Origin of the sequence: Nocardia otitidiscaviarum, assembly GCF_007362295.1 — a bacterium.
GTDB lineage: Bacteria > Actinomycetota > Actinomycetes > Mycobacteriales > Mycobacteriaceae > Nocardia > Nocardia otitidiscaviarum.
This window is the reverse complement of the sequence record NZ_CP041695.1, coordinates 3,241,703-3,261,872: the sequence shown is the minus strand read 5'-3', so window position 1 is coordinate 3,261,872 and position 20,170 is coordinate 3,241,703. Positions and strand designations below refer to the sequence as shown.

20 protein-coding genes are annotated in these 20,170 nt (G+C 68.8%); 8 read left to right on the top strand and 12 right to left on the bottom strand.

What is annotated here, in order from left to right:
- Positions 1 to 69 precede the first annotated feature (69 nt).
- The 3 genes from FOH10_RS14405 to FOH10_RS14395 all read right to left on the bottom strand — a co-directional run bounded on the left by FOH10_RS14405 (position 70) and on the right by FOH10_RS14395 (position 2,946).
- Complete coding sequence (locus FOH10_RS14405; protein ID WP_143981093.1) at positions 70 to 1,527, bottom strand: SDR family NAD(P)-dependent oxidoreductase; 1,458 nt, start codon at positions 1,525 to 1,527, stop codon at positions 70 to 72.
- 138 nt (positions 1,528 to 1,665) lie between these two features.
- Positions 1,666 to 2,412 carry a DUF3658 domain-containing protein gene (locus tag FOH10_RS14400; RefSeq protein ID WP_143981092.1) on the bottom strand — a complete coding sequence of 249 codons (747 nt, stop codon included), beginning with the start codon at positions 2,410 to 2,412 and terminating at the stop codon, positions 1,666 to 1,668.
- A gap of 153 nt (positions 2,413 to 2,565) precedes the next feature.
- Positions 2,566 to 2,946: a nuclear transport factor 2 family protein gene (locus tag FOH10_RS14395; RefSeq protein ID WP_143981091.1), complete on the bottom strand. Its 381-nt coding sequence runs from the start codon at positions 2,944 to 2,946 to the stop codon at positions 2,566 to 2,568.
- 86 nt (positions 2,947 to 3,032) lie between these two features.
- Between FOH10_RS14395 and FOH10_RS14390 the strand changes: the two genes are divergently transcribed.
- Positions 3,033 to 3,809 carry an MmyB family transcriptional regulator gene (locus FOH10_RS14390; protein ID WP_039813571.1) on the top strand — a complete coding sequence of 259 codons (777 nt, stop codon included), beginning with the start codon at positions 3,033 to 3,035 and terminating at the stop codon, positions 3,807 to 3,809.
- Here the strand turns inward: FOH10_RS14390 and FOH10_RS14385 are convergent.
- From FOH10_RS14385 to FOH10_RS14375, 3 genes are all read right to left on the bottom strand, one after another.
- Positions 3,782 to 4,096 carry a maleylpyruvate isomerase mycothiol-dependent enzyme family protein gene (locus tag FOH10_RS14385; RefSeq protein WP_143981090.1) on the bottom strand — a complete coding sequence of 105 codons (315 nt, stop codon included), beginning with the start codon at positions 4,094 to 4,096 and terminating at the stop codon, positions 3,782 to 3,784. The two genes, FOH10_RS14390 and FOH10_RS14385, sit on opposite strands and share 28 nt — an antisense overlap.
- Positions 4,097 to 4,219: 123 nt before the next feature.
- Positions 4,220 to 4,573 carry an Imm8 family immunity protein gene (locus FOH10_RS14380; RefSeq protein WP_143981089.1) on the bottom strand — a complete coding sequence of 118 codons (354 nt, stop codon included), beginning with the start codon at positions 4,571 to 4,573 and terminating at the stop codon, positions 4,220 to 4,222.
- Positions 4,574 to 4,762: 189 nt separating this feature from the next.
- Positions 4,763 to 5,308, bottom strand: a complete 546-nt coding sequence (locus tag FOH10_RS14375; RefSeq protein ID WP_143981088.1) for a hypothetical protein — start codon at positions 5,306 to 5,308, stop codon at positions 4,763 to 4,765.
- Between the two features lie 120 nt (positions 5,309 to 5,428).
- Here FOH10_RS14375 and FOH10_RS14370 point away from each other — a divergent pair, with 120 nt between their 5' ends.
- Together FOH10_RS14370 and FOH10_RS14365 are read left to right on the top strand one after the other, a co-directional pair.
- Complete coding sequence (locus FOH10_RS14370) at positions 5,429 to 5,836, top strand: DUF3224 domain-containing protein (protein ID WP_143981087.1); 408 nt, start codon at positions 5,429 to 5,431, stop codon at positions 5,834 to 5,836.
- 72 nt (positions 5,837 to 5,908) lie between these two features.
- A complete protein-coding gene (locus FOH10_RS14365) occupies positions 5,909 to 6,199 on the top strand; it encodes a putative quinol monooxygenase (protein WP_143981086.1) in 291 nt (96 codons plus the stop codon).
- A gap of 3 nt (positions 6,200 to 6,202) precedes the next feature.
- Here FOH10_RS14365 and FOH10_RS14360 read toward each other — a convergent pair whose 3' ends face one another.
- A complete protein-coding gene (locus FOH10_RS14360) occupies positions 6,203 to 7,735 on the bottom strand; it encodes a hypothetical protein (RefSeq protein WP_143981085.1) in 1,533 nt (510 codons plus the stop codon).
- Positions 7,732 to 7,947: a hypothetical protein gene (locus FOH10_RS14355; RefSeq protein WP_039813580.1), complete on the bottom strand. Its 216-nt coding sequence runs from the start codon at positions 7,945 to 7,947 to the stop codon at positions 7,732 to 7,734. The genes FOH10_RS14360 and FOH10_RS14355 overlap by 4 nt, the downstream gene beginning before the upstream one ends.
- 244 nt (positions 7,948 to 8,191) lie before the next feature.
- Between FOH10_RS14355 and FOH10_RS14350 the strand changes: the two genes are divergently transcribed.
- The 3 genes from FOH10_RS14350 (at position 8,192) to FOH10_RS14340 (ending at position 10,881) form a co-directional block, all read left to right on the top strand.
- The gene (locus tag FOH10_RS14350; RefSeq protein WP_143981084.1) at positions 8,192 to 8,890 is read left to right on the top strand and encodes a TetR/AcrR family transcriptional regulator; all 699 of its coding nucleotides are present in this window, start codon (positions 8,192 to 8,194) and stop codon (positions 8,888 to 8,890) included.
- A gap of 106 nt (positions 8,891 to 8,996) precedes the next feature.
- Complete coding sequence (locus FOH10_RS14345; protein WP_143981083.1) at positions 8,997 to 10,142, top strand: acyl-CoA dehydrogenase family protein; 1,146 nt, start codon at positions 8,997 to 8,999, stop codon at positions 10,140 to 10,142.
- Between the two features lie 97 nt (positions 10,143 to 10,239).
- The gene (locus tag FOH10_RS14340) at positions 10,240 to 10,881 is read left to right on the top strand and encodes a TetR/AcrR family transcriptional regulator (RefSeq protein WP_143984091.1); all 642 of its coding nucleotides are present in this window, start codon (positions 10,240 to 10,242) and stop codon (positions 10,879 to 10,881) included.
- A 142-nt stretch (positions 10,882 to 11,023) separates the two neighbouring features.
- Here the strand turns inward: FOH10_RS14340 and FOH10_RS14335 are convergent, their stop codons facing one another.
- From FOH10_RS14335 to FOH10_RS14325, 3 genes are all read right to left on the bottom strand, one after another.
- Complete coding sequence (locus FOH10_RS14335) at positions 11,024 to 11,704, bottom strand: methyltransferase domain-containing protein (protein ID WP_221937972.1); 681 nt, start codon at positions 11,702 to 11,704, stop codon at positions 11,024 to 11,026.
- Positions 11,705 to 11,787: 83 nt separating this feature from the next.
- Entirely contained in the window at positions 11,788 to 13,203 is a 1,416-nt protein-coding gene (locus FOH10_RS14330; protein WP_221938033.1) for an FAD-dependent monooxygenase, read from the bottom strand.
- Positions 13,204 to 13,545: 342 nt separating this feature from the next.
- The gene (locus tag FOH10_RS14325) at positions 13,546 to 16,845 is read right to left on the bottom strand and encodes an ATP-binding protein (protein ID WP_143981080.1); all 3,300 of its coding nucleotides are present in this window, start codon (positions 16,843 to 16,845) and stop codon (positions 13,546 to 13,548) included.
- Between the two features lie 117 nt (positions 16,846 to 16,962).
- Here FOH10_RS14325 and FOH10_RS14320 point away from each other — a divergent pair, with 117 nt between their 5' ends.
- Positions 16,963 to 17,604 carry a hemerythrin domain-containing protein gene (locus FOH10_RS14320; RefSeq protein WP_143981079.1) on the top strand — a complete coding sequence of 214 codons (642 nt, stop codon included), beginning with the start codon at positions 16,963 to 16,965 and terminating at the stop codon, positions 17,602 to 17,604.
- Positions 17,605 to 17,627: 23 nt separating this feature from the next.
- Positions 17,628 to 18,068: a DUF4267 domain-containing protein gene (locus tag FOH10_RS14315; protein ID WP_143981078.1), complete on the top strand. Its 441-nt coding sequence runs from the start codon at positions 17,628 to 17,630 to the stop codon at positions 18,066 to 18,068.
- 177 nt (positions 18,069 to 18,245) lie between these two features.
- Here FOH10_RS14315 and FOH10_RS14310 read toward each other — a convergent pair whose 3' ends face one another.
- The gene (locus FOH10_RS14310; RefSeq protein WP_425326142.1) at positions 18,246 to 20,003 is read right to left on the bottom strand and encodes a penicillin-binding transpeptidase domain-containing protein; all 1,758 of its coding nucleotides are present in this window, start codon (positions 20,001 to 20,003) and stop codon (positions 18,246 to 18,248) included.
- Positions 20,004 to 20,170: the final 167 nt, after the last annotated feature.

Genomic DNA, 20,170 nt, shown 5'->3' with positions numbered 1-20,170 from the left:
AGATCCTAACCAGAGGAGACAACCGACGAAACCCTCCAGACCCGAAAAAAGCCAAGAGGGGAAAGACTGCTACCAGTTGGAGGGTTCGTAGTCCTTGAGGAACACGCCGAAGAGGTCGGTGCCCGCCTCACCCTGGACGATTGGGTCGTAGACGCGCGCCGCGCCGTCGACCAGGTCGAGGGGTGCGTGGAATCCTTCCTCGGCCAGGCGGATCTTCGTGTAGTGCGGCCGCTCGTCGGTGATCCAGCCGGTGTCCACGGCGGTCATGAGGATGCGGTCGGCCTCGAACATCTCGCGGGCGCTGGTGCGGGTGAGCATATTGAGCGCGGCCTTGGCCATATTGGTGTGCGGGTGCCCCGGACCCTTGTATCCCCGGTTGAAAACGCCCTCCATGGCGGAGACGTTCACGACGTACTTGCGGCGCGCGGGGGAGGCGGCCAGGGCCGGGCGCAGGCGCGAGATGAGGATGAACGGGGCCACCGAGTTGCACAGCTGCACCTCGAGCAGTTCGGTGGCGTCGACCTCCGCCACGGTCTGCACCCAGCTGTTGGTGTGGGCGAGATCGGGCACCAGCCCCCCGGCGTCGATGGCGACGCCGCGCGAAATGCGTTCCGGGGTGGCCGAACCCGCGACGAGTGCGAGTTCGGTGATATCCGCGGCGGTGAGATCGGGCGTCAGCGACGCGGTGAGCGCCGTGGGGTGCGCCTGCATGGTCTTGCCGAAGGTGATCTTCTCGGGCAGCTGTCCCGCGGGCAGCGGCCCGTTCTCGGCTTCGACGAGCGCGCTGTAGGAACCGGCGGACCGCCGCACGGTCTGGGCGGCGTTGTTGATGATGATGTCGAGCGGCCCCTGTGCGGCCACATCGTCGGCGAGCGCCACGACCTGCGCGGGGTCACGCAGGTCGATGCCGACGATGCGCAGCCGGTGCAGCCAGTCGGCGCTGTCGGGCTGGGCGCTGAAGCGGCGGATGGCGTCATTGGGAAATCGCGTGGTGATGGTGGTGTGCGCCCCGTCGCGCAGCAGCCGCAGCGCGATGTACATGCCGATCTTGGCGCGGCCGCCGGTCAGCAGGGCGCGCTTGCCGGTGAGGTCGGTACGGGCGTCGCGTTTGGCGTGGCTCTTGACGGCGCAGTCGGGGCAGAGCTGGTGGTAGAAGGCGTCCACGCGGGTGTAGCGCTGCTTGCAGATGTAGCAGGGCCGCGGTTTGAGCAGGGTTCCGGCGGAGGCTCCGGGTGCGTTGGAGCTGATGGGGATTCCGGCGGTCTCGTCGTCGATCCGATTCGGCGACGCGGTGGCGGTCGCGGCCATGACCTCACGGTCGGCATTGGCCACGGCTTCGCGGGCTTCGATGCGCCGCCGCTGCTTGAGTTTCTTGAACATGTGCCCGACGGCCCGCTGCACGGCGATGGAGTCGGGATGGTTCTTCTCGAGCTGCCCTGCCCGTTCGAGCACCCGCAGGCAGATCGCCAGTTCGTCGGGGTCGATGGCCGTGGTGTCGGCGTTGTCCGGGGTGGTGTGCGCGGCCATCGGGAGGCTGGGTGTTCCTTCGTGCGGGGGCGGTTGACGCTCCATTGTCGCAGAGCGGCGCGGCGGCCCGGCCACGGTGGTGTCCGGGCGGGTGCGACCGATGCGGCCCTGGTTATGTGTGCGAGCTCGCCGACCGAGCTAGGCGCGTTTGACCTTCGTGTGCCGCACCAGCCATGGGTTTCCGTCCGCGACCATCGCCCCGGACTCGATCAGGGTCTGCACCCGCCAGATCAGCGGTGCGTCGGCGACGCTCATGGCGGCCATGACGGGGGCGATGACTCGCGAGATCGAGGTCCAGCTCGTACCGGCCGCTTCGAGTAGGGCATGGTCGTAGTGATCCGCAGGCGCGGAGACAAGGGCACCGGCTCGCACGATACGGAAGGTCTCGTTCTCCTGTTCCAGCCGTTCCCACGTGCGGTGCATCGCTGAGCGTTCGGTCGCGGTGGCAGGACGTGCGGCTTCCCACTGGCGAGCGAGTTGCTCCGGGGCGTGGGCGCCGATCGAGCCGGGGAGTGCGATTGTGTCGAGCGGTCGGTCGCCCAGTCGATGACTCAGTGCGTGGACAAACGCCGACTCGCCGGCGTTGTCGCAGCCGTACCAGGCTACGAGGTGGTCGGCCTTGTCGACGCGGTCCCAGAATGCCGCAAGTTGCTGTAAGTAGGTCTCCGAAGGCTCCGGATCCGCGCCGAAGTAGGCGGTCGTCATCTCGCCCCACCATCGCCACCACTCGTCGCGGACTGCGGAATCGTTCGGAGCCAGCGGTCCGATGCTGAGCTCGTCGGGAAACCATGTGACTGAATCGGCCGCGCGACCAGGGCATCCGTTCAGCGCAGTGCGCAATGATTCGGCTGCCGTCGGCCCGCCCATGAGGTGCAATGAACCCATCCGGCCAGTCTGCCCAAAGATAGCTGGTGACACCTCAGGGATATCCCTACTCTTTCCCCGGGCTGGCCGACCAGTGGAGCCGGGACGTCAAGTCCGGGTTGCCGCTGACGGCGGATTGAGCGGCCTCCGGGTGGCGCAACCGGTCGCGGTGGTTCAGAACATGCCGTGCGGGGTGGTGTCCGCGCTGGGTACGGGCTGTACGACGTCCCAGTGTTCGACGATTCTGCCGTCGGCTATGCGCCAGATGTCGGCGACGGCGTACTCGGTGTGGTCGTGTGCCAGGGTCATCCGATAGTGCACGACCACGTACTCGTCGTCGGCGATGACGCGGGCGAGGGTGAGATCGGCCGATGCTACGGGCGCGTCGGTGATGTGGGCGATGAAGTCGGTTTTGCCGGAGGGATTGCCGGGGCTGTGCTCGATGAAGTCGTCGTGCAGGAGTTCGTCGAGTACGGCATGGTTTCCGGCGGCGAATTCGCTGAATCCGCGGTGTACGAGGGCTTTGTTGGCGTCTGCCCGAGTGGTAGGAGTCATGCGGTCAGCGTGTCGTGGGCGGGTGCGTGTGTCGATTACCAGGCATGTAATGGCGGTCGTTCCGGGTCGGTACCGATACTGGGGCGATGCATGATCGGCCGGTCGGTGAGCAGTTGCGGGAGTGGCGGCGGCTGCGTCGGTTGAGTCAGCTCGATCTGGCGTTGTCGGCCGATACGTCGGCTCGGCATATCAGTTTCGTCGAGACGGGTCGGACCGTGCCCAGTCGGGAGATGGTGCTGCGCCTGGCCGAGTTTCTGGATGTGCCGCTGCGGGAGCGCAATCGGTTGCTTGTCGCGGCCGGGCACGCGCCGCGCTACCGCCGTCGCGAGTGGAATGATCCGGCGTTGGCCAGTGCTCGGGAGGCGGTGTGGCGGGTGTTGCGGGCGCATGAGCCGTTTCCGGCGTTGGCGGTGGATTCTCGGTGGAATCTGTTGCGGGCCAACGAGAGTGTGCGGGTCTTCTTCGATGGGGTCGATCCGGCGTTGCTCGCGGAACCGGTCAATATGATGCGTCTTGGCCTGCATCCGCGAGGTTTCGCGGCGCGGTTGCGCAATCTCGATCAGGTGCGTGGGGTGTTGCTGCCCAGGCTCGCCCGGCAGGTCCGTGCGACCGGTGATCGTGAGCTCGCCGGTCTGCACGAGGAGCTGCTGTCGTACGGTGTCCCGGTTGCCGCCGGGGATGAGGTGGGTGAGATCGCGTTGCCGATTCGCCTGACTCACGGGGGTGTCGAGTTGTGTTTGTTCAGCACACTCACCGTATTCGGTACGGCCTTTGACATCACGCTCGCCGAGATCGCGGTCGAGGCGTATTTTCCGGCTGATGCGCGTACGGAGACCTATCTGAGGGAGCTGTCGGGCCGTTGAGTACGGAGCCGGTCGAGTCCCGCTCCGGTGAGGTGTGGGAGTGCGGCCTCGCGGCCGGTGATGAGGAGCAGGAGGGCGGCGAGGGGACCTGTGATGAGGGGGCCGTGGCCGCCGGTCCAGTCGTCGTCGGTGGCGGCGAGTCGGTATCCGGCGAATCGGCGGCGGGCGTGGAATGGGGCGTTGGTGTTCCAGATGCGTTCGACGGCGATCCGGGTGGCGGTGATCGGCATGTCGCGGGTGATGCCGAGGGGAATGGCGATGTCTTGCCCGTGGACGAGTAGGTCCATGAGCCGGTCGAGGTTGCCGCGGGCGCGGATGAGGTTGACCGCGAGTGTCGCGAGGCTGGGGCGTGCGGAGAGGACGATACCCGGCGGAATGCATCGGGTACCGGATGAGGGTGCGATGCCGGTTCAGCCGCGATCGCGATAGTCTTCGAACTCCCACATGCCGATTCGACCGAGTTTGGCAGCGAGCTCGGGCCACGACGGTTCATCAAGCCCGGCTATGTATCCCCGTAAGTACTGGGTTACCGCGTCCAGGTCTATCCGGTCGACGATGAGCTTGTGGCGGCCGACGATCCACCCCGTTCGATTCACCTGCTCAGCGATCCATCGAGGAGTGCATACCAGCAGGTCGAAAGACTCTTCACCCTCCATCCCTCGTAACCCGGCCAGGAACTGGACCGCGATTGCGTCGCGGCCCTCCAGGCTTCCCGGTTGAAGATCAGCATCTGGGCTGTTGATGGCCTTCAACTCCGCTTTCACGTCCGAGCCTCCTCGTCGCTCCCGCTGGTAATCGAGTCAGAGCGCCCCTGATAATGCGCCACACTCGACTGGCCGCCGCCCGTCGTGCTCGTCGACTTCGGGTAGCGGTCCCAAATTTGTGTTCCATTGTGTCCATGAGCCGGTACTGCTGCCGATGGCGTCGATTGGATCGACCGGCGTGGCTGATTGTCAGTCACGGAGAGGGTAATGAAGGTAGCCGACCGGTGGAGCGCCGAGTTCGAGGCGATTCTCGTCGAGGCCATTGCTGATGGTCAGCCGGTCACTTGTGAACGTGAAGCTGACAGCGATCATGCCGGTGGCGAAATCGATTCGCTGGCTTGTCCATTCGAGCAGGTCGACGGCAAGTAGCGGCTGGCCTTCGAGTGCGGTCAACGCGGTGATGGCGTCGGATCGCCATGACAGGTGGAAGGCGTCAATCTCGGGATCGTTGTCTTCGGGGTACGACCAGGGGCGCTGCTGATGGGGGGCGATGCTGTTCCAGGTGATCGACAGCTCGTCGAACTTCTGGTGAGTGATCTCGACCTGTTCACCGTCGAAGTCCAGCACCACCGGGCAGTCGGCGAACCACTCGTCGTCCGATTGGTCCCAGACCAGCCAGGATTTGGACAAAGGTCTCCCGACGAGCCTGCTCAGCCGTTGGCCGTGCGCGGACGTGATGTCGGCGAGTCCTACGAGCCAGCGTGGCCGGTATCCGGGGATGCCGTAATAGGACACCGCACGATTGTCGCCGGTGGCTCGCTGCCGGTCAGCAAGCTCACCGAGTACAGGGCGTGTCGTCATCCGGTGTCGCTTTCTTACAAGAGAAGCGGGCGCGGGGTGTGTGAGGATCTGGTCATGCGAGCTACTGGAACTTTCGAGGTCAAGTCCTTCACCCCTACCGATGTGGTTCCCGATCCGGCGATTCGGACGGCGTTGGGGGTGGGTGTCGCGCGGATGGAGAAGGTGTTCGATGGGGAGGTCGAGGGGCGGGCGGCGACGTTGTTCACGTCGGCGTTCGATGAGGAGTCCGGGGTGGGCACGTATATGGCGATGGAGTCTTTCGAGGGCAGTGTGAACGGGCGGGTGGGGACGTTCAACTTCCTGCATTCGGCGTCGACGACCGGGGCCGATCGGAGCGGGGAGTTCTTCACGATCGTGCCGGGCAGTGGCACGGGTGAGTTGGCGGGCATCAGTGGGGGTGGCGGTCTCGCCGTGGACGCGGACGGAACGCATCGGATCTGGTTCGACTACGAGGTGGGCTGACCGCTCGGGGTGCGATGAGTTCGGCGGGTCCACGTCGTCGCTATTGCGAAACCTCTGGAGAAGGAGTGACCCATGGTTATCGTGGCGGGCCGGATCATCGTCGAGGCGCGGGATCGGGATGCGTATCTGGATGCGTGCGTGTCGGTGGTCGAGCAGGCGCGGGCGGCGGCGGGGTGCCTGGATTTCGCGATCTGCGCTGATTTGACCGACCCCGGCCGGGTGAATGTGTTCGAGCGGTGGGAGTCGCAGGAGGCGGTGGAGGCGTTCCGGTGTAGCGGTCCCGAGTTCGAGCCGGGGGCGGCCATGCTGTCGGCGGCGGTGGCGGAGTACGACGTCGCGGACGTGCGTGTGCTGTCGGGGTAGCGGTCAGTCGGGGGTGGCGGGGACGATGTCGAGGGCTGCGGCGGTGTGGTGGTGGCCGAGTTCGCGGGCGCGTTCGGCGAGCAGGCGCAGCAGCGTGGCGGGGATTTCGTCGCGGACCTGAACGAGGGCGTCCCACACCACGTTCGGGGTGTCGGGGGTGAGGGCGGCGAGGAAGTCCTCGAGGTCGTCCATGCCGTCGATGATGTCGAGTACGCGGGCGCGGCCGGTCTCGTCTTGGGCGAGGGCGATGTCGACGAGGGTGTGGATGTTGTCGCTGCGGGCGGCGGCGAGCAGCCCGGCGAGCATCTGGTCGCGGGTGAGGTCGCCGACACAGGCGGCGAGGGTGGGGGTGGCGTGCTCGGGGAGCGCGTCGACCAGTGGCAGTGCCTGTGACCAGAGTTCGTGTTCGGCGGTGCTGGTGATGACGGCACGCAACAGGTCGGGTTCGTGCATGACAGGGAGGGCGGCCATGCGGCGGCGGTGTTCGTCGGTCATGGCGAGGGCGAGGGGGATCATGGCGTCCCAGAGTCCGGCGGCGTCGGCGTCGCGGATGAGTTCGGTGAGCCGTTCGTCGGATTCGGCGGCGACGCGGGCGGCTATGAAGGCGAGTTGCGGCGCGGGCAGGTGTGGTGCGAGGGGGAGCAGGTTGCGCCAGTGTCCGTGGTCGAGTGCGGTGTCCATGATGGCGGTGAGTACGGCCTGGTCGTGGACGGCGTCGCGTTCGGCGAACAGGCGCAGGCTGTCGTGGCTCATGGCGCTGGTGATGGGCAGCAGGGTGGCCCAGGCGTCGAGTCGGTGGACGGCGGTGATGAGGGCGTCGAGGACGTCGCCGCCGAGGCCGGCGGCGATATCGCCGATCCAGGCGCGGTGCTGGGGTGCGATGGAGTCGAGCAGGTCGATGCCTTCGGCCCACATGTCCTGTTCGGCGGCGGCGCGGATGACGCCGGGGACGCGGTCGGCGACCACGTGCAGCACATCGTCGATGGCGGTTTTGTCCTCGAGCAGGAAGGCGATGCGCAGCAGGTCGGCGTCGCTCATGATGGGCGCGGCGGCGCGCAGCGCGGGTTCGGGGACGACGTGCACGAACCGTCCCATGGTGATGTGGTCGCCGCGGGTGAGGAGTTCGCGGGCGACGGTGGCGACCATGGCGGGTGGTACGGCGGCGATGATGTCGCCGGTGCGGCGCGGGTCGAGTTGGACGGCGCATTCGGCGAGGAAGCGCGGCGGCAGCGTTCTGGCGATGTCGACGGCGCGGTGCGGGTCGACGGTGGAGGCGGTGGCGGCGCACAGGACGGGTCCGAAGGCGCGTTCGGCGATTCTGCCGCTGATGGTGGCGGGGACGAGTTTGCTGGCGGCGGCGACGCGGTGCAGGCGTTTGGCGTCGCGGTCGAAGAGCAGGTCGGTGACGCGTTCGCGGAATTCGCGGAGGGCCTCGGGCGGCAGGTCGACGAGGAAGTCGAGTTCGGTGGGGTCGGTGAGGCCGAGGACGCGGGCGAGTTTGGTGGTTTCGGCGACGGCGACGAGGTGGTGGCTCACAGTCCGAGTGCTTTCTTGACGGCGGGGCGCATGAGGCGCGGCACGTAGTCGAGGGAGGTGTCGATGGCGGCGTCGAGGTTGGCGGCGTGGCGGCGCAGGGCGTCGTGGAGGAGCCGGTCGAGTTCGGTGAGTTCGCTGTCGGTGAGCCGTTCGAAGGCGGCGGGGAGCGGTGCTCGGAGGGTGTCGCCGAGTTGGCGTGCTGCGTCGGACATCGGTTTCTTTCCGGTTCGGTGTCGCGGAGCGTTCCGGCGGTGGGGCCGGGTGCGACCCCTCGCGCCCCGGACCGTACCGCCGGTACGCCTTTCGATACTGGCAGTACGGTAGTGGCGAAATCAATCCCGTCTGCGACACCCAGGGTGTGGCCTCTATCACGGGTATGCCCGGTTACGAGCGGGCAAAACGGGGACGGTGGCCGTGACGCACGGCCGTACCGGTGGTACATGTACAGTTCTCACCGTGGCGCGCACCAGTTCCGGATCGGCCCCGCGCTCGATCACCCGTGACGAGATCGTGGACGCCGCGATCCGTGTGATCGATCGTGACGGCCCCCGCCCCAGCATGGACGACATCGCCCGCGAGGCCCGAATCACCAAGCCGCGGCTGTACCGCCAGTTCGCGGACAAGGCCGATCTGTACGCCGAGATCGCCGACCGCACCACGCGGCTGGCGTTCGCCTCGGCGGGCACCGATATGACCCTCGTGCTGCAACCGCCGCGGGCGGCGCTGCGGCGGGTGTTCACCGAATACGCCAACGGAATCCTGGAGCACCCCAATGTGTTCCGCTATCTCGGCCAGGCCCCCATGCTGCAGCAGGCCGACGGGGCGGTGCTCCAGGTGGATCTGGGCCGCAATGCCGCGCGCAAGCTCACCAAGATGGCGATCACGGTCGCCGAGGCGATCCCGCTGGACACCACCGGTATCGAGTATCTGTCCCGGGCGCTGATCGGCGTCGTGGTGTCGGTCAGCGATCTGTGGCTGTCCGACTCCGCTACCCCGTCCGCCGAGGACACGGCCGAATTCATCGAGCGCACAACACAACTGGTGTGGGATCTGATCGACGGTTTCCTGCGGCGGCAGGGTATTCGCGCCGATCCGGACGTGCCGATCTTCGCCACGCTGGCGGAGGTGAACCAGTCGCGCGGCGGGGAGTCGTGAGGTCGCCACCCGCGGGAATCCCGGGTTGTTGACACTTCGCCAATAACCCTGCACTCTTGTCTCGACGCGCCGGACAGGCGGCGCGCGAGAGCAGAGGAACGCGACGATGGCACGGCCCGCATGGAGCGACGACGAAGTCGAGGCGGTACGAGGACTGGCGACCACCTTCTTCGAGAAGGAAGTGATCCCGCACGAGGAGAAATTCGTCGAGCAGGGACATCCCGATCGCGAGTTGTACCGGCGCGCCGGAGAACTGGGGCTGCTGTGCGCGGCCATCCCCGCCGAGTACGGCGGCGGTGGCGGCACCTTCGCGCATGAGGCGGCCATCATCGAGGCGCAGTGCCACTCCGGCGACGGTGCCATGGGTATGCCGGTGCACTCCTCCATCATCGCGCCCTACGTGCACGAATTCGGCACCGAGGAGCTCAAGCGGCGGGTACTGCCCAAGGCGGCCAGCGGTGAGATGGTGCTGTCCATCGGCATGACCGAACCGGGCACCGGATCGGATCTGCAGAACATCAAGACCCGCGCCGTGCGCGAGGGCGACGAGTACGTCATCACCGGGTCGAAGATCTTCATCTCCAACGGCTGGCTGTGCGACGGCATCATCATCGCCGCCAAGACCGACCCCACCCAGGGCGCGGCGGGCGTCTCGCTCATCTTCGCCGAGGTGAACGACGAGACACCCGGATTCACGCGCGGCCGCATCCTGTCCAAGATCGGCGGCAAGGGCCAGGACACCGCGGAGCTGTTCTTCGACGGCCTGCGGGTGCCCGCCTCGAATCTGCTGGGTTCGGCCGAGGGCCAGGGCTTCTACCAGATGATGCAGATGCTGGCGCAGGAGCGACTGGTCACCGCCATCATGGCGGTGGCGATGATGGAGAAGGCGGTGGAACTGACCGTCGATTACACCAAGGGCCGCGAAGCGTTCGGCAAACCGCTGTTCGCCATGCAGAACACCAGGTTCGAACTCGCCGAATGCGCGACCATCACCACCGTGAGCCGGGTCTTCCTGGACGATTGCCTGGTCAAACACGTAGCGGGGGAACTCGATATTCCCACTGCTGCCATGTCGAAGTACTGGCTGACCGACCAACTGGGTATCGTGGTAGACCGCTGTCTGCAACTGTTCGGCGGCTACGGATACATGACCGAATACCCGATCTCCCAGCTCTACACCGGCGCCCGAGTGCTGCGGATCCTGGCGGGCGCCAATGAGGTGATGAAGGATCTCATTGCCCGCTCACTCTGACACCGAGTCGCGGCCCACGCCCGGCAGCGACACCGACACCGAGTCGCGGCCGACACCCGGCAGCGACACCGACACTGCGTCCGCGGTCGAGGCGACGGTGCTCGACGCCACCGCGGCCGAGGGTGCCGACACGCCGTCGCGTCGCCGTCGCCTCGAGCCCGACGAACGCCGCGCCCAGATCCTCGCCTGCGCCATCGACATGTTCGGGGAACGGCCGTACGCGGCGGTCTCCACCGCCGAACTGGCGCAGCGCGCCGGAGTGGCGCGCGGCCTGATCAATCACTACTTCGGGAACAAGCGTGACCTGTACCTGGCGGTGGTGCGCCGCATGGTCACCCTGCCGCGCCCCGAGGCCATGACCGTGCCCACCGGCACCATGCGCGACCGCGTGGACGCCAGCGTGGCGTGGCTGCTCGACACCATCGGCGAGCACGGCCACACCTGGGTGAAGGTCACCGGCCACGAGGGCATCGGCGACGATCCGGAAGTGCAGCGCATCCTCGACGAGGCCGATACCGCCGCCGCCGATCGGGTGGTGCGGATGATGGGGCTCGAGGAATCGCTGCACAGCGACGAGCTGCGCGCCCTGGTGCGCTGCTACGGCGGCCTGGTGAAGGCCGCGGGCCGCGAATGGATCGTGCGCGGCAGCCTGACCCGCGAGCAGGTGCACAACCTGCTCGCCGACATGCTGCGCACCCTCATCACCGAGACGTTCCCGAACGTGCACGGCGACAACTGAATCCGGACCGAACTCGGCAAGGCCATCGCTCAGCGGGCGGCGGACCTGGTGGGCTGGCGGTGAACCGACGTTCACGCCCGACCGTGGAAGCGGCGGGCGGGCGCGGGCCAGGTTGTCGCGCCGGTGGGCGGCGGGATTCGTATCAGCGGCGTCGTGCGCGAATCGGCCGGTGCGCCATCTGGATTCGCAGCATGTGGTGCGCGCCGCGCTGGAACCGGTAGGTCACCTCCCGCAACTCGGTGCGGTGGCCGCGGGAGTGCAGCTCCGCGCGCAGCCGGTCGAGGAAGACGACCGGCTCCCCGGTCGCCTGCACCACCAGCGGATACACCCGCACCTCACCGCGGCTGACCCGCAGCAGCTCGTGGAGCGCGCGCCGATGCCAGTCCTCACCCAACCGGTCGGCCCAGGTGAACAGCAGATGTGAGCAGAGCACCAGGTCGAAAGCGGCGGTGGCGAACGGGAGTTGGGGCAGCGCCGCCGCGACGTAGCGTCCGGGTCGTGCGCGCAGGTCCGCGAGGAAGCGCGCTCCCGCCACGTGACGCATCGACCGACGGCTCTCGATATCGCCGTACCACCCCCATTCGAAGCATTCCGCGTGCGCGTCGATCATGTCGTCACCCTCGCGCAGCCCCGCCGACACGCGCGCCTCGACCTCATCCACCCCGACCGCGTACACCGGATCGGCGGCCACCACCCGCTGTCCGGTCTCGGCGGCGAAACTGGCTCCGCCCGCGCAGCAGTCGAGCACCCACCCGTTCAGGTCCGCGTCCGACAGATCGAACATGGCGCGGTACTCGGCCGCGGAGCGTGAGGTCACCAGCATGGATTCAGTGACTATCAGGCGGGACGCCACCGAGTCCACCGGTTTCCCGTCGGCGAGTTCGGCTATCGCGCCGAACTCGATCCTCAGTGTGGGCTTCCGGTTCGTTCAGGCGCGAAATCGGTGGCGGGGTTACCGAACCATCGGGTGAGGTGGTCGTTGACGCCCTGCTGATCGTCACCGATCCACGCGACGTGGCCGTCCGGGCGGAGCAGGACGCACGGAACATCCAGTACCGCAACGGGATCGGCAAGGTAATCGACGCGGTCTGACCAACCGTCGACGGTCAGGCGTACGGTGCGATCCAGCAGCAGGCCGCGGCCGCGATGCAGCAGATCGTAGAGGTGGCCCTGTGTCAGGTCGATGTCGCGCAGGCGGCGGCCGAGAAGGTCGGGGCCGTCGCCGACGTCGTAGCGGACGTCGATCGCGGTGATCTTCTCGATCAGGTGCCGGTTCACCACGTCGAAGTCCATCAGTTCAGTGAGCAGCCTGCGCACCGCCTGCGCGCCCGGTTCAGCGGAGAGCAATTCCATCTGAGCGCGGGTGTTGTCAAGCACATCCGCGGCGACTGGTTGGCGTTCGGTCTGGTAGGTGTCCAGCAAGGCTTCCGGCGCCCAGCCGCGGATGTGGCCGGCCAGTTTCCAGCCGAGATTGAATGCGTCCTGAACGCCCAGGTTGAGTCCCTGCCCGCCGGTGGGCGGGTGGATGTGCGCCGCATCGCCCGCCAGCAGTACTCGACCGACCCGGTAACGCTCGGCCAGCCGGGTGGCATCCCCGAAGCGGGACAGCCAGCGCGGCGAGTGCACGCCGAAGTCGGTTCCAGCGATGGCGCGCAACTGTTGTCGGAAATCCTCGAGGGTGGGTGGTTCCGTGCGATCGGTGATTCCCGCAGCGGGGACTACGACGCTGTAGAGCCCTTCGCCGACAGGACGGAGAAAGAACCGCTGAGCAGTCCCACGGATCTCAGCCATCTTGGCGGCGATATGCTCGTGCGGCACACCCACCTCCATCTCGCCGTGCAGCGTGTCGTTGCGTGAGGGCTCGCCGGGAAAACCGACGCCGAGAAGTTTGCGCGTGGTGCTGCGCGCACCGTCGCATCCGACGAGATATCGCGACCGCACCTGTTCCCCGTTGGCCAGGTGGACGGTCACCCCCTCGTCGTCCTGGTCGAAACCGGCGACCGCGCAACCGCGCCGGATCTGCGCGCCCAGTTCGATCGCATGTTCTTTGAGCAAGTTGACGAGTACCTGCTGCGGGATACCGAGCAGATAGGGGTGCGCGGAATCCAGGCATTCGGGCGCGGGCTTGGCGATGGCTGCGAAGATGCCATCGACCGGACGTCGTCGTCCGCGTTCGAGAATGCGATCCAGCAGTCCGCGCATCGCCATCAGCTCGAGACTGCGCATATGGAGACTGACGATGCGGACGAACGATGCGGGCTCGGTTTCCTTCTCCAGAACCAGTACTCGCACATCGTGCAGCCGCAGTTCGGCTGCCAGCATCGCGCCGGTCGGCCCGCACCCGGCAACGATCACATCGAACCTCAGGGGCGGGTGGTCGCTGCCCGGGGCGTGCGACGCGGTGAATTCGCGCTCGGGCGCCCTGTCGTCGGCGCGGCGCTTTTCAGAAAGGGGTTGCACAGTCGTGCCTTTCGGGAGTGCTTGTGAACGGCGCTCCCGGACGACCTATCGCCCGACCGCGACCCCGGAGGGGAGCACCCATGTCGATACTGCGTTCACGGATACCACCTCCTCGTTCTCTGGCACGGCCTCCGGAAAGGTAACAGCGGTCGCCGTGGTCCGCCAACAGGTTTTCGCAGACCACGAAATCGCTCCGAACACGCGCTACGGTGAATCGGGACCGCCGTGAGCACCCTCGGCGTGGATTCGGGCGGCGGTCGACCAGTGCGGGGCGTTCCACCGGTCGGCGATGACGGCGGCCCGGGTGAAGTGGGCGGCGGCCTCGCCGGTGTGGCCGAGCAGGAGAGCGAGTTCACCGAGCGTGTGGGCGACCGGACGGACGGCCAGCGACAGGCTCGCCGCACCAGCCGGAGGGCCGTCTCGGTGGGGCAGCAGGTCCGCGTAGATCCGCGCGGCGGCGTCGCGGTCGTTCAGGGCGACCGCCGCCATCGCCCGCAGACTCGTCAGGAAGGTGTAGAAGAAGTCGGGCCGGATCGGATGCCGCGATGTGCGGAGGAGGCGGGCCTCCTCGGTGCGGCCGGCGGCGTGCAGGGCGAGCACGAGCAGGTCGGCGGCCATCGGGCCGTACGCCGCGTGCAGAGCGCGCACCTCGTCCAGATGGTCGCCGAGCGTGCCGTCGTTGAGCCGGATCACCGCCAGCGCGAGGCGAAGGAAGCCGGTGGCGTGCACCGATCCGGCGCGTTCCATGCGTTCGTTGGCCTCGGCGTAGCGGCGTTCGGCCTCGGCGGACCGGCCCTCGATGAGCACCAGTGTCGCCAGCGCGACCTCGGCCACACCGATCGCTTCCGGCATCCGGTAGGCGCGGGCGAGAGCCAAGGCCTCCTCGGTCAGGCGGCGCATGGTCGCCGGGTCGTTGGCCGCGGCGGCGCTCGCGGCCTGGTCGAGCAGCCCGGTCACGCGGTAGACCGGCAGATCGTGCTCGACACTGAGCTCCACCAGCGCACGGGAGTACTCCGGCCGCCCGGAGTCACGCGCCAGCACCAGCAGCGCCGCGGCGCGCAGCCGGGGAGTGGTGGCGAGGTCCAGGGCTTCCCGCGCGGCCGCCATGACCGTCGGATCGGCCTCGCCCACCAGCTCGTGGGAGTACGCGATGAGCAGGTGTGCCCGCACCTCGGGAGCGAGATCGGCGCGCGCGAGCAGACGATCGAGCCGGTCGACGATCGGACGGTCGACCGTGCCGTAGGGACGGGACTGCCAGGGGGTGGGCTCGGTCCAGGCCGTGAACGCGGCGATCATCAGATCGTCGCGCCCGAGCGATTCGGCGTACTCCACGGCCTGCTGTCGGGTATCCCGGGCCGCGGCGAAGGCCCCGGCCCTGACCTGCGCGCGTAGCAGCCTGCCGAGCAGGTCGACGCGCTCGTCCGGGTGGGTGGAGTTGGCGACGGCGTCGGTGAGGAGTCCGGCGGCGACATCGTGGGCATACCGGGCCTCGGCCAGTTCGGCGGCCCGCACGCAGTAGCCGACGGCCTGCGGCGATCCCGCGCGCGCGTGGTGATGGGCCAGGGCCGCGATGTCGCCGCTGCCCGCCAGGGCCGCAGCGATCCGGGCGTGCATCCTGGTGGTCCGCAGTCGGCTCACATCGGTCAGCAAGGTGTCCCTGACCAGCGCGTGCACGAACCGGACCCGCCCGGGCGCGGGTTCGTCGAGCAATCCGGCGATGACGCCCGCGTCGAGTGCGTCCAGGACGCCGTCCTCATCGGTGTCGGCGGCGCGCACGAGCACGTCCACCGAGCTTTCCCGGCCCGCCACCGCCGCCAGTCGCAGGACGGACACACCGCTCTCGGGCAGCCGCGCGAACCGGCGTCGCAGCACATCCCGGACACCCTCGGGGACCTCGGACAGCGCCATGAGCGCGCCCTCACCATTCAGCAGCCGCGCGGTCTCGCGCACATAGAACGGATTGCCGCCGGTGCGTTCGGCGATGCCGGTGACGGTCGCGTCGTCGGCGCGGCACTCGGCGCGTACCAGTTCGGCGACGGCGGCGCGATCGAGTCCGGGCAGGTCCAGCCGCAGGGGTGCGGTGCGGGCGAGGGATGCCAGCGTTGCGGTGAGCCGCTCGCTTTCGTCCGCGCGGTACGCCGCGACGACCAGGATCGGACCCCGCGCGTCGACGATTCCGCCGAGCAGTTCGAGGGTGGCGGCGTCGGCCCAGTGCAGGTCGTCCAGGACGACGGCGACCGGACGGTCGGCGGCGCACGCCGAGAACCAGGACCACACGGCCTGCCGCAGCCGGAATCGTCCGGCGGCGGCGTCACCGGCCACCGCCACGTCACCGACCACCGCCGCGGAATCGCGGAGCAGCGGCGCGAGGTCGGCGGCGAACGCTCCCGGCGCGACGCTTCCGGCCACCGACCGCAGCACCTCCACCCACGCCCACGCGGGCGGTGCGCTGTCCACGTCGGGGCAGCGTCCGGCGGCCACCAGCCACCCGTGGCGTACCAGCCGCGCGGCGAGATGCTCGAGCAGGGTCGATTTGCCGAGTCCGGCCTCCCCGGTGACGAATGCGACGCGCACCCCGCCGGTGGTGGCCGCATCGGCGGCCGCCAGCAACGCCGAAAACTCGGCGTCGCGGCCCACGAACGTGGTCGCCTCCGGATTGTCACCGGAGGGCGGTGCTGGCGTGGCCACCGGGGGTCGGGCCGCATCGGCGGCGGGTGGGTCGGAGGCGGGTGGGGAGACGGCCTGGCGCAGCACGTCGGTGCGTTGGGTGAGGATCGCTTCTTCCAGCGCCACCAGGCCCGGTCCGGGGTCGAGGCCCAGTTCGTCGGCGAGGAGGGTGCGGGCGCGGCGCAGTGCGGCCAGGGCGTCGGCTTGGCGGCCGCTGCTCCACAGGGCGAGGGCGTGCAGGCGCCAGCCCTCCTCACGCAGCGGATGGTCGCGGGTGAGGCGTTCGGTGTCGGGAACCACCGTCGCGGGACGGCCGAGCCGCAGTCCCGCCGCGATGTGCAGTTCGCGGGCGATCAGGCGCAGCTCGTCGAGGCGAGCGATTTCGGCGACGGCCCACGGCTCGTCGGCGACCTCGGCGAACGCCGGCCCCCGCCACAGCGCCAACGCCTCGTCCAGGTGACCCCGAATGTCACGGGGGTCGGTGAGCGCGCGGGCCTGGTCGAGCAGTTCCTCGAATCGCCATGCGTCCACCGCTTTTCGCGGCAGCCGCAACGCGTAGCCGGGCGATGCGCTCACCAGCGAGCGAGCCGGTGTCCGCGGCGCGCGGCCGGGTTCGAGCAGGCGGCGCAGGTTGGAGATGTAGGCCTGCAACGACGCCAGAGCGCGCGCGGGCGGTTCGCCGCGCCACAGGTCCTCGACCATCCGGTCGACCGGTACGACCTGACCGCGCGCGGCCACCAGCAGGGCGAGTACGCCGCGCTGCCGCGGCCCGCCGAGGGGAAGGGATTCGCCGTCGGTCTCGGCCGCGAACGAACCCAATACCCGGATCAAGACCATGACGGGCTCATCGTACGCGTGGCCGGGTTACGGGTTCCAAGTCGGCTGCTAGTGCCTTCCAAACCGCCGGGCGCAGTCTCGAACCCGTCGAACACAACGGTCGAAGGACAGGAACAGATGAGCGTCGACACTCAGGACATGAAGATCGTGCACCGCGCCTTCCGGCGCGAGTCACGGCTGCTGACGGAACTGGTCGCGGCGGTCGCCCCGGGAGATACGGTGCGCGCCAAGGTGATCGCCGACCATTTCCGCGACTACCGGCTGGGGCTGAAGAACCACCACGAGGGCGAGGACGAGCTGTTGTGGCCACCGCTGCTGGCCCGGGTCGATCTGGAAGCGGACGTCGTGCTGCGCATGCAGGCGCAGCACGAGCGGGTGGAAGCCACCTTGGCCGCGCTCGACACCGCGGTCCCGGCGTGGGAGGCCGGGGCGGGAGCCGACGAACGCGACACGGTCGTGGCGGTACTCGTCGATCACCGGGCGGTGTTGCTCGAACATCTCGACGACGAGGAGACGACGCTGCTTCCGCTGGCGGCCGACCACATCTCCGAGCGGGAATGGGCGTCGCTGGGCGATCACCTGGTGGCCAATACGCCCAAGCTCACCCTGCTCACGCTGTTCGGTCTCGTCCTGGAGGAGGCCGACCGCAGCGAGAGAGCCAAGCTGCTCGGTGGTCTTCCCGCACCGGTGCGCGCCATCTGGCACACCGTAGGCCGTCCCCGCTACGCCCGTCACATCCGCCGCGTCCGCGCGGCCTGATCCGAGAAACCGAGGAAACGATCATGACGAGATATCGCTGGACCACCCTGATGGCCGTGCTCTGCGCGGCCGCACCGTTGTACTTCGGGCTGAGCTTCCTGCTCGATCCCGCCGGCGCCCCACAAGGTTTCGGTATCGAGCCGTGGCCGACCGGCAACGCCGACGGCTACTTCGTCGTCAAGGGCGCGCGTGACATCGCGGTCGCCGTCGTCACGTTCCTGCTGCTCGCCCTCGGCCACCGCCGGCTGCTCGGCTGGGTGGTGCTGATCAACGCCGCGATACCGTTCGGCGACGCGCTGGCGGTCGTCACGCACGGCGGCACCGCGGCAACGGCATTGGCCGTGCACGGCTCGGCGGTGGGGCTCGTGGTGCTGACCGCGGTACTGCTGCTGACCGAACGCCCGCGAGCCGCGCTGCCCACCGCCACCGGTGACACACCCCGGACGGCCGGCGTCGCCCACTGATGCTCGCCGTGCCCGGTAGCCGCACCGCCGCCGGGCACTCGGCGGCCGCGAACCCCGGCGGTTCGCGGCCGCTCCGGTCGTGGGAGTGAGCCTGCGTCGCCGCGAGATCCGTCCCGCTGTCGGTTGCCGCCGGAGCTGGCGGACAGCGGGCGGTGTGTCGTGCGGTCCGCTGAAACCTCAGCGCTGCCGCAGCATCCGGCCCGCCGCGTCGACGGCCGGGCCGGAACTGTTGGCGTCGTAGACGAAGACCGCGAAGGCGAGGTCGCCGTCTATGCCGACGAACCAGCCGTGGGCGTGGGTGTCGTCGATGAATTCGGCGGTGCCGGTCTTGCCGAGCAGGCCGGGGATGTCGCGCAGTTGGGTGGCGGTGCCGTCGGTGATCGTTTCGCGCATCATGGTTTTCACCTGGTCGGCGATTCCGGCCGGGAGTGCGGGCGGGGTGCGGTCGGGGGTGCCGGGCTGGCCCGCGACCAGGGTGGGGGCGGGGACGGAACCGTGCGCGAGGGCGGCGGCGACCAACGCCATGCCGAACGGGGAGGCGGTGACCTTGCCTTGGCCGATGCCCTCCTCGACGCGCAGGGCGGGGGTGTCGGCGGTGGGGACCGAACCGGTGACGGTGGTCAGGCCGGGGGTGACATAGTCGATGCCCAGACCGAGTTGGGCGGCGGCGGTGGTGAGGGCATCCGGGGGCAGATCGACGGCCAGTCGGCCCATGGTGGTGTTGCAGGAGCGGGCGAAGGCGGTGTGCAGCGGGACCTCGCCGAGGTCGAAGTTGTTGTCGTTGGGAATGCGGCGGCCCTCGATATTCGCCGAACCCGGACAGGCGACAATACTGTCGGGGGTCACCGACCCGGCCTGCAGCGCCGCGGACACCGTCACCGTTTTGAAGGTCGAGCCGGGCGGGTACAGGCCGGTCAGCGCGATGGGTCCTTCTGCGTCGGCGGCCGAATTCTGTGCCACGGCAACCACATTCCCGGTCGAGGGCTGCAAGGCCACGATGGCGGCCGGTTGCGTGATGGGTGTGAGCGCCGCTTCCGCCGCGCGTTGCAGAACCAGGTCGAGGGTGGTGCGGATATCGGTGGTGGGCCGCGGGTCCTGGCCCGCGACCCGCTCGGTGCCCTGCGGGGTGCGGGCGCGCACCGCCCAGCCCGCCGCGGCGTCGGCTTGCTGCTGCCACAGCTCCGACAGCCCGGACAGGGTGGGGGAGGCCAGGTCCCGGTCGGTGGTCAGCAGGCGGGTCTGCGGTGCCAGGGTGACATTCGGCAGAGCCGTCAGCGCATCCCGGATCGGGGCGAGGTCGGATTCCCGCAGCGTGATCGCCGTGACCGGGTTACCTTGTGCCGCATCGATTTCCGATTGCAGCGACGTCGCGGTGATGCCGGGGGCGATGGGGGACAGCAGATTCGCCACCGCGGCGGTGTCCACTCCGGGCGAGAGATTCACCAGGGTCACCACCTGCTGCGTCATCAGCTCGCCGCCGGTGCTGTCGAGCACCCGCGCGGGATCCGGATAGACCGGGCTGTAGCTCAGCGGTCCGGTGTCCAGTCCCGGTGCCACGGCGGCCGGATCCCAGGCGACCTTGAACCCGTCACCGGTATCGGCGGCCTTGCCGGTGGTGGTGTAGCTCCACTCGTTCGCACCGAGCTTCCAGGTCGCGGCGAGCGTGAACGTCCCGGCGTCGGTGTCGACCCCGCGCACCTCGAACCGCGCATCGGTGCCGAGTCCGTCGTAGAGCCCGGTCAGCGTGGCGGCGGCCGACGCCGGATCGGTGGTCACGGCTGCCGCCGCGCTCGGATCGTCATTGGTGAGCGCGTCGGCGAAGCTGGTCGCGACGGAGGTCATCCGTTCGGTGGTGTCGTCGTCGAAGAGCCCGCATCCGGTCAACGTCAGGGTGGGGACGGCGAACAGCGCGAATAGTCGTGTCCTGGTCAGCACTGAGCCGACCCTACCCGCCGAGGCCGGTCGAACCGGGCAGGCCGCGTCCGGAATCCGCTGTCCCGCGGACGATGGGGCGGACGGTGGGATGGAATGCCGGTGGGAATGCTTCGGCGGAGATATTCTCAGTGGCGGGAGCCCGCTAGGCTGCGGAGTATGCGCTTCGG